This window comes from Roseateles sp., from assembly GCF_039595595.1.
In the GTDB taxonomy this organism is placed as follows: Bacteria; Pseudomonadota; Gammaproteobacteria; order Burkholderiales; family Burkholderiaceae_C; genus Roseateles.
Genome location: NZ_JBCNLG010000037.1, coordinates 1 through 13,066, shown reverse-complemented (window position 1 = coordinate 13,066; position 13,066 = coordinate 1). Strand labels below are relative to the sequence as shown.

At 65.7% G+C, this 13,066-nt stretch carries 9 protein-coding genes; 2 read left to right on the top strand and 7 right to left on the bottom strand.

Features of this window, described 5'->3' with window-relative positions; all coding sequences use genetic code 11:
• Positions 1–6: 6 nt before the first annotated feature.
• On the top strand, positions 7–1,992 hold the full coding sequence (locus ABDW61_RS24500; RefSeq protein ID WP_343642528.1) for a diguanylate cyclase: 1,986 nt from the start codon (positions 7–9) through the stop codon (positions 1,990–1,992).
• On the opposite strand, the gene ABDW61_RS24495 is transcribed toward ABDW61_RS24500, so the two are convergent.
• The 3 genes from ABDW61_RS24495 to ABDW61_RS24485 form a co-directional block, all read right to left on the bottom strand.
• Positions 1,989–2,561, bottom strand: coding sequence for a hypothetical protein (locus ABDW61_RS24495; RefSeq protein WP_343642527.1), 573 nt, complete (start codon positions 2,559–2,561; stop codon positions 1,989–1,991). The genes ABDW61_RS24500 and ABDW61_RS24495 overlap by 4 nt on opposite strands.
• 52 nt (positions 2,562–2,613) lie before the next feature.
• Positions 2,614–3,648: a VTT domain-containing protein gene (locus ABDW61_RS24490; protein WP_343642526.1), complete on the bottom strand. Its 1,035-nt coding sequence runs from the start codon at positions 3,646–3,648 to the stop codon at positions 2,614–2,616.
• An 81-nt stretch (positions 3,649–3,729) separates the two neighbouring features.
• Entirely contained in the window at positions 3,730–5,634 is a 1,905-nt protein-coding gene (locus ABDW61_RS24485; RefSeq protein ID WP_343642525.1) for a methyl-accepting chemotaxis protein, read from the bottom strand.
• A gap of 330 nt (positions 5,635–5,964) precedes the next feature.
• Here ABDW61_RS24485 and ABDW61_RS24480 point away from each other — a divergent pair, with 330 nt between their 5' ends.
• Positions 5,965–6,603, top strand: a complete 639-nt coding sequence (locus ABDW61_RS24480; RefSeq protein ID WP_343642524.1) for a hypothetical protein — start codon at positions 5,965–5,967, stop codon at positions 6,601–6,603.
• Between the two features lie 75 nt (positions 6,604–6,678).
• Here the strand turns inward: ABDW61_RS24480 and ABDW61_RS24475 are convergent, their stop codons facing one another.
• The 4 genes from ABDW61_RS24475 to ABDW61_RS24460 all read right to left on the bottom strand — a co-directional run bounded on the left by ABDW61_RS24475 (position 6,679) and on the right by ABDW61_RS24460 (position 13,048).
• On the bottom strand, positions 6,679–7,074 hold the full coding sequence (locus ABDW61_RS24475; RefSeq protein ID WP_343642523.1) for a hypothetical protein: 396 nt from the start codon (positions 7,072–7,074) through the stop codon (positions 6,679–6,681).
• A 95-nt stretch (positions 7,075–7,169) separates the two neighbouring features.
• A complete protein-coding gene (locus ABDW61_RS24470; protein WP_343642522.1) occupies positions 7,170–7,553 on the bottom strand; it encodes a hypothetical protein in 384 nt (127 codons plus the stop codon).
• A 181-nt stretch (positions 7,554–7,734) separates the two neighbouring features.
• Positions 7,735–8,028, bottom strand: coding sequence for a hypothetical protein (locus ABDW61_RS24465; RefSeq protein ID WP_343642521.1), 294 nt, complete (start codon positions 8,026–8,028; stop codon positions 7,735–7,737).
• Between the two features lie 1,279 nt (positions 8,029–9,307).
• A complete protein-coding gene (locus tag ABDW61_RS24460; protein WP_343642519.1) occupies positions 9,308–13,048 on the bottom strand; it encodes an RHS repeat-associated core domain-containing protein in 3,741 nt (1,246 codons plus the stop codon).
• Positions 13,049–13,066 lie beyond the last annotated feature (18 nt).

The window sequence follows — 13,066 nt, the reverse complement described above, 5'->3', positions numbered from 1 at the left end:
CTGCGGATGCCGCCACCATCCGTCTTCAGCCAGTCCTTCGCGGAGCGCCTGAAGGTTCGCCGCCTGCTGGTCTATGGGCCCTTCCTGGCACTGGGGCTGGTGCTGGTGGTGCTGTGGGCGCTGGTGCTGTGGTTCGCGCTGGTCTATCCGCGCTCGCTGGAGCAGGACCTGCAGGAGGACCTGCATGGCATCGCGCTCAATGCGTCGCAGGACACCGAGCAGCTGATGCGCGAGACCGAAGGCAGCCTGCGCACCCTGGACCTGCTGCTGCTCACGCGCAAGAACGAGCGCCAGGACCTGGACGCGACGGTGTCGCTGCTGGTCGACTCGCTGCGCGACAACTCGCGCGGCCTGACCGACCTGATGCTGGCCAGCGCCGATGGCAGGTTGTGGCGCATCCCGTCGGTGACGGGCGAGCCCTACATCGACCTGGGCCGCAAGAGCTTCCTCTCCGAGCTGGGCCGCCCCGGCGGTCCGAGCATCGTCATCGGCAGACCGCTCCAGCTGCGGCCCGGCGCCCATTTCGTCGTGCCGATGGCCACGCGGCTGAGCGCGCCGGCCGGCCCGTTCACCGCGACGGTGGGCTTCATCGACGTCGATGCGCTGCAGCGCCTCTACCGGGCGCGCACGATGCGCGCCGGCATGGCGATCCTGCTCGAGCGCGACGACGGCATCGCGATGGCGCGCTGGCCCGAGGTGCCCGGCTTGGTCGGCAGCAACCTGCGCGAGCTGCCCGGCGGCGCGCCCTTGCCGCCCGATCCGCCGGCCAGCGGCGAGTTCGTCGTGGCGCGGAGTCCGGCCGACGGGCTCGAGCGCATCGTGTCGTATCGCGTGCTGCAGGACTATCCGATGCGGCTGTACGTGTCCTTCGAGCGCGATCGCATCCTTGGCGGCTACCTGCAGCAGCGGCGCGCGGTGCTGGCGTTCTCGGTGCTGGTGAGCGTGATCGCGCTCGGGCTGCTGGTCTGGTTCACGCGGCTGCACCAGCGCGACCGGCGGCGGGAATTCGAACGCCAGATGCTCGAACAGCAGGCGCGCCGCGAGCGCGAACGCCACCAGGCGGTGATGAGCGCGATGGCGCAGAGCGTGAACGTGCTGATGCTGGCGCTGGATACCGACGAACGGGTGCTGTTCTGCAACAAGGCCTTCGAGCGCCGCTTCGACCTCCCGGACCGGTCATGGCAGGGACGCCAGGCCTCGGAGCTGTTCGACCGCCTCTATCCGGTGGTGCGGCCGCTGATCCAGCGCGCCTTCGCCGGCGAGACCAGCGTCGTCGAGATGCGCGATGACGAGGGCATCAGCCGTCCGATGCCGCTGGACGGCGACGACCGCGGCGAGTCGCGCTACGTGGAGCTGACCTACGCGCCGCTGGTGTCCGAGGACGGCGCGATCATCGGCGCCTACGGCGTCGCGCGCGACGTCACCGACGCGAAGCAGGAGCAGCTGCGGCTGCTGCGCGCGTCCAACACCGATCCGCTGACCGGGCTGCTGAACCGGGCCGGCTTCGCGTCGGAGGCCGGCGCCGCGGTGCGCCGCGCCAGCGGGCGCGACGAACTGGTCGCCCTGCTCTACCTGGACCTGGACCGCTTCAAGCCGGTCAACGACGAGCACGGCCATCCGGTCGGGGACGCGCTGCTGCAGGCGGTGGCCGGACGGCTGCGGCATGCGCTGCGGCCGCAGGACCTGGTGGCGCGCGTGGGCGGCGACGAGTTCGCGGTCTTCCTCGCCCAGGTCGCGCGGCCGGAGGATGCGCAGGTCGTCGCGGACAAGCTGGTGCACGCGCTGACGATGCCGTTCCGGATCGGGGCGCTGGAACTGCACATCGGCACCAGCGTCGGGTACTGCGTGCGATGGGCGCGAGAGGCGCAGCTCGACGAGCTCATCGAGCAGGCGGACGACCAGCTCTATCGCGCCAAGCGCGCCGGCAAGGGCCGCTCCAGCGGCAGCCTCTGCGCGCAGCGCCCCGGGCAGCCGGACATCGGGCGGGTCTAGCCGCAGCGGCCGAAGTCGCCGGGGTCGCCCAGCGCCGCGGCCGGCGCGCCCGGACCGTGCTTGAGCCGCATCAGCGTCATCTGCAGCACTTTCGCATCGGCGCTGGCGCGGTGCCGGCGCAGGTGCGCCTCGTCGCGCACCTGCTGCTGGACACCGCTCCATTGGCTGGCCTCGTCCTCGCTGAGCAGCCGGCGCAGGTCCTCCAGGCGGAAGCGCGGCAGCCGGCCGGCGCTGTCGAACAGCTTGCTCAGCCAGCTGTAGTCGTGGCCCCAGCTGTCGGAATAGACGGTCTGCCCGGCCAGGCGGCGATTGAGTTCATCGGCGATCCACTCGCGCGGGCGGCCATGGCGCAGCAGCAGCTCGCGCGAGATGCCATGCAGCGCCTCGGCCTGCTCGTCCCAGTGCTCCCAGTCGGGCGCCGGCTGGATCAGCGAGCAGAACGGCAGGCCGCCCGCCTCGACGAAGCCGATCTCGATCGGATAGCTGCCGCGGCCGAAGCCGGAGGCCTCCAGGTCGAGGATGGTCGGCGCGAGGACCGGAGGAACGGCTGGCAGTGCGGCGACGGTCATGGCGTCGAGTATGCAAGCGCCGGGCCAGCCGCGGTGGCCGCCCCTCCTCAGTTCAGGGGACGGCGGGCGTGGCGGACGGCGTCGCGCCCGGGGTGCGCGGGCTGCTGGAGGCCGGCGGCGGGTCGACCGCGTCGCCATCGCCGCTGTCGCCGCGGTCCCGGTCGCGGCGGCGCTGCAGCGCGTGCCAGGCGTCCAGACCGCCGTCCAGCGCCAGCACGCGCGCATGGCCGCGCTGGATCAGCTCGTTCGCGCCCTGGATCGCGGAGACCTCGTTCGGGCAACTGCAGTACAGGACCAGCAGGCGGTCGCTGGGCAGTTGGTCGGCGTACTCGGCGATGCGCGTCAGGGGAATGTTCAACGCGCCGGGCAGCGTGCGCGGATCGACGGCGCGGCCCGCGTCGCTGCGCACATCGATGAACACCGGCGCCATGTCCTGCTCGACGAGGGCGGCGGCGTCCTCGACGCTGATGCGTTCGACCTGCCCCTGCAGGCGCGCCATTTTGCGGCGCCGGCGCCAGCGGTTGCCGACCACCAGCAGCAGCGCCGCGCCGATCGCGGCCAGCGCCATCAGGCCGGCATTGGAGAGCGTGTCCAGCACGTCCTGGATCTGGTCGCTGAAGACCAGGCCCAGGCCGAGGAAGCAGAGCGTCCAGACCAGGCCGGCGACCGCGTCGTAGGCGACGAAGCGGCGCCAGCCCATGCCGAGCGCGCCGGCCATCGGCGCGGCGACGACCGAGATGCCGGGCAGGAACTTGGCCGCCAGCAGCGAGCTGCCGCCCCAGCGCGCGATCAGGCTTTCGCTCTGACGCACGCAGACGTCGGGGGAGAGGGAGACGCGGCACAGCAGGCGGAGCACGCGGTGGCCGTAGCTGCGGCCGGCGACGTACCAGATCGCGTCGCCGAGCACGTTGGCCAGCACCGCCGCGACGACCAGCGACAGCGCCGAGAGCCGTCCCGCCGCCGCCAGCCCGCCCGCGACCACCAGCAGCGGTGCCGCGGGCACCGGTGCGCCGACCCGCGCCGCCAGCGTCACGAGGAAGACGAGCACGAAGTCGTGTTGGATCAGCAGGTCGATCAGGGCGCGCATGGGCGCCATTGTCGCGGCTGCCCATGACACCCACGGGCGGTGGGGCGATTCGCGGCCCCAGGCCCGCAGGCCCTCACGGCCTCAGAACGAGGTCCAGTCGTCGTCGCCAGCCATCGCGAGCGCGGGTTCCGCCTTGGCCGCGGGGGCCGGCGCGGGCGCGGGACGCACCACGCGCAGGGCGGGAGCGGGTGCCGGGCGGCGCGCAGGCGCGGGGGAGCTCGGCGCCACGCGGGCCGCCGGGGCGGCCGCGGGACGCGGTGCCACGCGGGCCGCCGGGGCGGCCGCGGGACGCGGTGCCACGCTGAACGCCGGAGCTTGGGCCGCAGGGACGCTCTTGGTGAAGGAGAAGGCGGCGGCGGGCGCCGGCGAGCTGGCGGGCGCCGGACGCGAGGCCGGGGCCGGGACGGGGGCGGGAGCCGGGGCGCTCGACTCGGTGCGGAACACCGCGACGGCGCCGACCATGTCGCCGGCCTGGCGCTTGAGGCTGTCGGCCGCGGCGGCGCTTTCCTCGACCAGGGCGGCGTTCTGCTGGGTGGCGCGGTCCATCTGGGTGATGGCTTCGCCGACCTGGGAGACGCCGGCGCTCTGCTCGCTGCTGGCGGCGCTGATCTCGCCGACGATGTCGGAGACGCGCTTGATGGCGCCGACGACGTCGGTCATGGTGGCGCCGGCCTGGTCGACGAGCTGGCTGCCCTGCTCGACGCGGGCGACGCTTTCGCCGATGAGCGCCTTGATCTCTTTGGCGGCGCCGGCCGAGCGGCTGGCCAGGCTGCGGACCTCGGAGGCCACGACGGCGAAGCCGCGGCCCTGCTCGCCGGCGCGGGCGGCCTCGACGGCGGCGTTCAGCGCCAGGATGTTGGTCTGGAAGGCGATGCCGTCGATGACGCCGATGATGTCGGCGATGCGGCGGCTGCTGTCGTTGATGCCGCGCATGGTCTCGACGACCTGGCTCACGACCTCGCCGCCGCGCACGGCGACGCCGCTGGCGTCACGCGCCAGCTCGTTGGCCTGGCGGGCGTTGTCGGCGTTCTGACGCACGGTGACGCTGAGTTCCTCCATCGAGGCGGCGGTCTCCTCGATGGCGGCGGCCTGCTCCTCGGTGCGGCCGGACAGGTCCTGGTTGCCGGCCGCGATCAGGGCGCTGGCCTGGGCGATCTGCTCGGCGGAGCCTCGGACCTTGCCGATCAGCGCGAGCAGTTGCTGCTGCATCTGGCCCATCGAGGCGAGGACGCTGTTGGCGGGGGCGAGGTCGGCGCCCTCGACGGCGCTGAGGTCGCCGCCGGCGATGCGGTGGGCGGCGTCGGCGAGTTGCGCGGGTTCGGTGCCGAGGGCCTTCATCAGGCGGCGCACGATCAGCCAGCCGAGGCCGGCGGCCAGGACGGCGGCGGCGACGCCGATCGCGATCAGCCAGGTGAGCTGGCGACCGTAGGCGGCATGGGATTCTTCGGCGAGCGCGTCGCCCTGGGCGCGGGTGAAGTCGACGTAATCGCGGGTTGCCTTGAGCAGCGCGGCGAGCAGCGGGCGGCAATCGCGGGTCATGGCTTCCATCGCCTCGTCGCGCTTGCCGGCGGCAGCCAGGTCGACGATCGCGGCGGCGACCGGGCCGTACTTGGCCTCGACGTCGTTGATGCGGCCGAGGAGCTCGCGTTCACGCGGGGCGATGCCGGGCGCGGCGGCGGCGGTCTTGAGGTCTTGCAGACTCTTGCCCAGGGTCGCGTGGGCCTCGAGCGCCATCGCCTTGGCGGCGTCGACGTCGACCGGCGTCTTGACGACGACCATGTCCCGCACGCCGATGGCGCGGCGGTTGGCGGCGATGCGCAGGTCGACGGCGAGCGCCTCGCGGGAATTGATGCCGGCGAGGTAGCCGGCGAAGCGTTCGTCCGCGGCGCTGAGCGCCTGCAGGGCCACGGCGCTGACCACCGCCACCACGGCGACTAGCAGGGCGAAAGCGAGCATCAGCTGCTTCTTGATCGAGAGTCCGTTCATGTCCGTCCCTTGAGAGATGCGCCGCACGAGTGGCGCAGTAGGAAGCGGCGGGCTGGTGGTCCACAAACCGGCTTCGAATGGACGAAATGCTACTTTTGAAACCGTCTGCCACTTTTGCCGTTTCAACGGCAGCGTGATGCAGTCGTGGGTTGGCGGGGCCCCTCCCCCGTATTCAGGGGGTGGCGGCCGTGATGGTAGTCACGTCCCGGGAGGCATGCCCGGACGGCCGTGGGGTTTCTCCGTGCCGCGCGAGCGTGGCGCGTTGAGGTGACTGCGCCTTGTCCAGTCCCAGATTGCCGGGATGGCTGCGTGGCGGGGCAGCGGAGCACCATGCAGACCACCTCCCCGCCCGACCCGGCACTGCCGGGAAACATTCATCCTGATTTTTGGAGGATTTCCATGTTTCCTAGAACACAGTCAAGCGGCGATCAGCGAGGCTTGCGATATGGCGGCGGCAATGCGGACTGCGGTCAACATGCCGCAGGGGACGTCGGCACGACGGCCCAGTTCGCGGCGCTCGGATACCGGGTGGGATCCATGGCGCCCGCCGGGGCGCTGACGCCGGACCAGGCGCTCGCCGAGAGAAACCCATTGGGTTTCGATCCTGCCCACGCGATGATAGCGGCCCTGTTTGTCGCAACGCCAATTCCCGCCGGCACCAATGCGGTGGCCTTTCGGGAAATCTATGCGGCACCCGGATATATGGCGCCCAGATACCATTTCGCCCGGATCGAAAACCCGGGGAATCCAATGCCTGCGCCACATGCGGTGTGGCTATCGCAGACAGACGCCAATAATCCCAACCCCGTGGTCGCGACCTTCGGCCGCTTCTCGCTGCAACCGGGCGGCATGGTCGAGACGGGATATCGCGCCGTGCAGCATCCACTGCGCACCCAGGGATTGCAAAGCTTCGTGAACAACTGCGGGAATTACGGCGCCGGCGCCTTTTTCTTCTGCAGGTTTGGCTGAATGAGGAGTGGCCGGTGCCATGCGGGGGCCGGCTCCCTCGCATGACCCAGAGGCCGGATCAAGCTCTCTCTCGATTCACGGGACGTATATCGCTCGAACTTCAAACGAATAATCAAGCCCAGCTTCGTAAACGCGAACATTTAACGCAAGGTCGCTGGCACCTTCTTCTTCGGAGAACAGGTCTACAAGCACCTCCCAATAGCCTTCCATCCACTGACAAGCCGACGTGTTCCACGTCGCCTCAGGCAATTCGACGAGCCGGACTCCGTAATCTTCGACATTCTTGTATATCTCTCGACATTTCGAATCGGCAATTGGGCGCACGCCCGGAATCTCAGCTAATTTTTCGCACTCGCCTCGGGCGATCGAATCGACGATGGCTGTGAGGACTCCTCGCCAAGCGGTGGGTATCAATGACTGCTTCTCAGAGTCTTTCGATACAGGTGTGATATGGAAGCAGTATTTCAGCACACTGGTAGTGCCTCTGGTGTCATTCGGAACTCATTATTTGCCGATTGGGATGCGAACTCAAGGGCCACAGATTGACCTGCCAAAGGGCGCTCAACTCATTTTCCAGCAATGCCTCGTCCTTCATCGTCAATCAATCCGTTAAGGAGAACCTGTGCACGCTGGTGTTCAAGCGGTTGAGTCAACGTTGGATTTGCAAGCTCGTTGAGAACGACTTCGATTCGACGCGCGAATTGCGGCTCGAAACAAACGTCCTCGCGATCCTCGATCAAGTTTGCCCATGTCTCGATATCTTCTGCAGACAAGATCGCCTGAAGGTATCGTTGCAAGACGGACGCCAAGTGTCTCCTCGTCAACTCGACGGGCACTCCTTCATAGTCCCAGTCGAACGCGGTCAATTGCGCTTCAATTTCATTCAGCGGCCTAGTCAAACAAAGCAGTTGAGTAACTGCTGCTTTGCGCAGATCGCCCTCTGTTTTCATGGAAATACCCCACCGCCAATTTTATCTTTCACGTGAACAATATTCCCTGAAGGGTCGTAAGTAGGGCCGGCTCAAGGTTGAAGTGCAACACCTCGCATCTCGTAAGGGGTCGCGCAAATGGGAACTCACTACTCGCATCTGAGCCAGACCGATCGCGTCGCAAGCCACAAGCCTCGTTGCGTCACTCATCGACGATCTTGACGACCCGGCCCTTCGCCACGTTCCGCCCTTCCCACAGCAGCACGTCCTTTCCGACGGCCAGCTTCGGAAGCGCCAATTCGCGATAGAGGAACTTGACCGGCACTTCGTAGGCGGAGCCCAACTCAAGTCGCCGCCCTTCCAGCAACAGCCGGCAGTCGAGACCCTCGTTATCAACGAACAGTGGACAGGCATAGAACTGTCCTTCCACCGCTGTATTGCGGCCGCCCTCGGCTGTCGTCAAAAAGCGCACGTTGATGATGACGTCCGGTTTCATCGTTAGAACCACCTAGTGGCAGTGGCGAGTGATTCATCACGTTCGGCACCAACCCCGGAAGGCGATCCGTCAGAATCACCGACGCTGGAATGCCGCGATCGGCAATCGCCGGCGACAAGCCCTTGAAGATACTGTTCGGAACGTCCGTCCGGATAATCGTATACGGCTGATCACCAAACGCTTTGACGGCTTGTTTTGCGTAGGCCGAGGCTTTGGCCGCCGAGATCGTGAAGCACTATGGAGCATTCATACGCAACCTTTGCAACAACACCATTTATAGCCGTCGGCGGCATATCCAACCTTCGGGATATTTGGCCTCAAATCACGCGGCCTTGAGGGCCTCTGAGTTAAGCGTCAGCTGATTGTCTTTGCGGAGCGGAGTTTTCGAACTCCGCTCAAAGACGCAAGTGGGCGAGCGGGCTTGCAACGCACTGCGGTGCAGCTTTACTCGGCAGGCGGACCACGGGCGCGGTCAATGCTGTTGGCGGGCCTGTCTAACAAACTGGGCAATTTTAATGGGCGTATCAATAACCCCAAGCGAGCTGAGAGTCTCGGCGGACGGAGGTGTAACGTTCGGATGCCAAAGAATTCCAAGGACCAAGTCTTCGTCGAGTTCTTCTTCAGCAATTCCATAGACTTGACCCAACTGGTCGTCCGGGTAAGGTGTAAAGCTCGCGACGTAAATCCCATCAAGTAGCTTGGCATAGATTAAGCGAGCAGCATCCTCCCCCCCCCTGCGGCCAGTGCTCGTCGAACAAACTCACTCGCGTTCATCGAAGGCCTCTGCCTAGCAAGGCGTCGTTGCCGCAAGCTGAACGGCATCGCCAGAACAATCTGCAAGAACTCATCTTTCATATCAGTCTCCCCTCAGCCAAATGATCCATTAAATCTGGCGAGCGTCTGATATGTAGCGGCCAAAAGGATCACCTTCCCGAATGCATTCTTAGTAGCACCGCCCAAACGCCAAGGACAAAAATGAGGCCAACGAGGAATACCGGAATCCAATAGGACAAGAACTCCAACAGGTCTTCAGCTTGAGTTATATCAACCGCAGATACTATCGAAACCCCCCATTCAATGAAATCCAACAAGGCGCGAGGGCGAGAATGCAGCCACCAACTGCCGTGAGACTGCCAGTATGCAGCCACCCACCAAGAGCAGGGAACCAGAAGCAGCATCAGAATGATCAAAAGTAGAAGCGAAGGCATCCTTAACAATTTCATTCAAACCTCAGAAGTCGAGTTGAACATGAGAAGAAATTGAACCAAGCGTCCATCATCTACTCACTAGCGCTGGCACCGGCGGCGGCACTAGCGCTAGGCCGAATATGTGAACCAGTCGGAGCATCTGGCTTTGCAGAATAGACCTTCATAGAAGCACCATTCTTCCCATAGTTGTTACCCAACATTCCATTCAGTTCATTAAATGTCTTTGTGTTGCATACCATGCACCCCAGCGACATTCCTCCATTCCCCTCCGAATCGCGCCCTGGATGAATGGTAATACCCTTCATCGTCTCCCCATTGGGAAGCCTCACAACTCCGGGCTCGCCTGTGTTAGATATTAGAGGTTGACCTTCATGTCTATTAACATCGCCAGATCTATTTCCGGACAGCAATGAACCCAGGGTTTGCTTCACGCCTGCGACACCCGTTTTAACTGCGACATGGGCACGAGGCGCAATGGAGTAATTTCCCTGGGGCAATTGCTTTTCGCTATTCACGGTTGTGGTATTGAACGTGCCTTCCATTGACTTCCCGGACCCATAGTCCATCGCAAAGAACTTATAGCCTCCCGACTCCATAGGGAACGCATAGATGACCGTTTTATCTTCGGGAAGTCGAGGTTCCTTGCCGTCCGGATCAATTACCGTGACAGGATTGTTGTTGACGTAAACATAGAGTCCAAAGCCTTTACCGGTATTTGCGTCCGTCATTACCGGGTCCACGCTAAGGAATCGACCTGCCAGCGGGTCGTAATACCGCTGCTGCATATAAACGAGCCCCGAGCGCCCATCCTGGACGTGCCCGGTGAACCCGCTGACATACGGCTGATTCGGTGTGAAGCCTTGCGCCACCGCGCCGTAAGGCTCGAACCGCGTGTTCGTGATCGAGCCGCCTCCCGCAACGCCTTGCGATCTGGCAACCGGACTGCCCAGCATGTCCGTGTGCGTGTAGGCAATGCCCGCCACCGTGTCCTGCTCCGCCAACAGCTTTGTTCCGAGATAGACGAACTTCGTCTGGCTCGTCGGCCCGCCTCCTCCAACGCACTGCTGCCCTTGCAGCGAACCGCCATTCGGACATCCGTAGACCGGCGATGCCGCCGCAGTATTCGTCGCCGTGCACGTCGAGCCTGACAGCGCCTGCCCCGACGGGCAGCTGTAGTTCGGCGTTGCCGCGACCGTCGTGGTGGTCGAACTCGTGCACTGCGTGCCCGACAGCGTGAACCCCTGCGAGCAGCTGTATACCGGCGTGGCCGCGCTGCTCACCACGGTCGAGCAGGTCGAGCCCGACAGCGTGTAGCCCGTGTCACACGCGTACACCGGCGATGCGCCTTGCGTCTCCGTGTTCGTCGCCACGCACGAGCTGTCCGACACCGCCTGTCCCGCCGGGCAGCTGTAGCTCACCGACGCCGCGCTCGTCGACGTCACCGCGCAACTCGATCCCGACACGCTTCCGCCCGACGGGCAGGAATAGCTGCTCAGCGTCGCGGCCACCGTGGAGGGCGACACGCAGACCTGGCCGCTCAGCGTGCCTCCGTTCGGGCACGAGTAGTTGTAGGCCGGTCCGATGTAGCAGTTGTAGTAATTGGGACGGCTGCCCGCCATCAGGCTGAAGAAGTTCAGCCCCATGCCGCTGGCGATGGTGGTGCAGGTCGCGGTCGGAGAGTCGTCCCCCGGCATCACGACGAGCGTGCGCATCAGGCACCAGCCCGCCGGCTGCAGCGTGCCTTTGCCCTTGCAATCCGGCGTCGCCGCGGCGGCCTGCTGCGTCGTGCCATTGCACTGCGTGCCGCTGAGCGAGTACCCCGACGGGCAGCTGTACACCGGCGTCGCGCCATAGCTCGATGTCGCGACGCAACTCGTGCCCGACAGCGTCTGCCCACCCGGGCAGCTGTACACCGGCGTGGCCGCCGACGTGCTGGTCGTGGTTCTGGTGCAGGTCGTGCCCGACAGCGAGAAGCCCGATGGACAGGTGTAGCTCGACACCGACGCGTTTTGAGTCACCGTGTTCAGGCACTGGCTGCCCGACACCGTCTGCCCCGCCGGGCAGCTGTAGCTGCTCAGCGTGGCCGCGACCGTCGTGGAAGCCACCGCCGTGCAGTTCGTGCCGCTGAGCGTGTAGCCCGAAGGGCAGCTGTAGCTCGCGATCGAGGCCGACGAGGTCGTCGTGCTGATGCAGTTCGATCCCGACAGCGTCTGGCCCGCCGGGCAGCTGTAGCTGGTCACCGATGCAGCGACCTGACCGGTCGTGTTCTCCGCGTACAGCAGCTTGCCGTCGACATGGCTGTACATCTGCAGCTGCTTGGAGCCGTCGGCGTTCTCGACCCACACGCGGCGGCCTTCGCCGTCGTAGCGATACGTCGACTTGCCCACCAGCGCCCGCATCCGGTTGCCCAGATCGAACGCGTACTGCTGCGCGCCGCGGCGAACGATGTTGCCGCCGGCGTCGTACTCGTAGCTCAGGTTCTCCGAGCCGGTCACCGAGTTCAGGCGGTTGTTGCCGTCCACGCCCATCGTGTACGTGCGCCCGCCGATGGAGGAGCGGCGCAGGTTGTCCACGGGGTCGTATTCATACGCGGCCGAGCCCCAGACCTGCGGCGCGGAGGCCGTGATCAGGCGGTCCACACCGTCGTAGGTCATCTGCCGGTTGAACGGCGACGAGCCGCCCAGCTCATCCGTGATCGCGGTGATGTTGCCGTTGGCGTCGTAGGTGTAGCGGTCCTTCAGGACGTTGCCGTCCTGGTTGAGGTCCGGCAGTCCGCGCGCGTTCTGCGTCAGCGCGTGCACGATGCCATTGCCCAGCGTGTAGGCCGACACTGTTCCGTCGGGGTGGTAGCTGACGCCGCTTGCATAGCCGGAGACCGACGTTGTTTGTCCCAGTGCGTTGGGCGCGTAGGAGACGCTCGCGTTGTCCGGATAGGTGAGCGTGCTGAGGGATCCCAGCGCGTCGTAGTCGCGCTTGATCTGCAGCGAGCGGCCATCGATGCTCAGCGACTCACTGGTGTTCTTGCGCAGCGAGTTGTAGTCGAAGGTCCAGGTCGTGCCGTCGCTGGCGATCGTTGCGGGGAGGCCGTCGGCCGTATACGTGCGCGAGACGCCGGGGCTGCCATCGCCATAGCTCACCGTCTCAAGGCGGTTGAGCGAGTCGTAGCTGTAGCCGATGCGGCGGGTCTCCGGCACCGAGCCCGTGTCGCACGAAGCCGCATCCGGCAGCGCCAGACCCGGCGCGCGCCAGGCCACGTTGCCCGCGCCGTCATAGGTCTGCACCGTCGCGCCGATCTCGGGCTCGATGGTCTTGCACAGCCGCTGGTTACCGTCGTAGACGTAGTGCCGCGTCACCGAGGATGCATACCCGCCGGCGTTGCCGCTACGCGTGATGCTGGTCGTCTTGCCGAAGACATCCCGATCCAGCGCCACGTTGATGCCCTCGGGCATCGCGATGCTCGCGAGCTTGGATGTGTCCGCCTGGTCCAGCGCCCAGAAGCCCTGGGTCGTGACGAAGCCACGCGCGTTGGTCGTCTTGGTCTGGAAGCCATCGAGGTACTCGTACGTCGTCGACAGCACGCCCTGTTCGCTGTCGCGTTCCTCACGAGTCACACGGCCCAGCGCGTCGTACTGCGAGCGCGTGCCCGCTGGCGAATCCGTCACCGCGGCTGCATCACGCTGGGGATAGCTCTGGTACGCGACATGCCCGTCGGTATCGAAGCGCTTGACGATCACGCTGCGCGTGCCGGCCTCGTTGGCGGCATCCCAGCTGCGCGTCATCAACGGTTGCCACAGCGCGTCGAAGTAGGTCACCGTGCGCGCGTTGCCCTG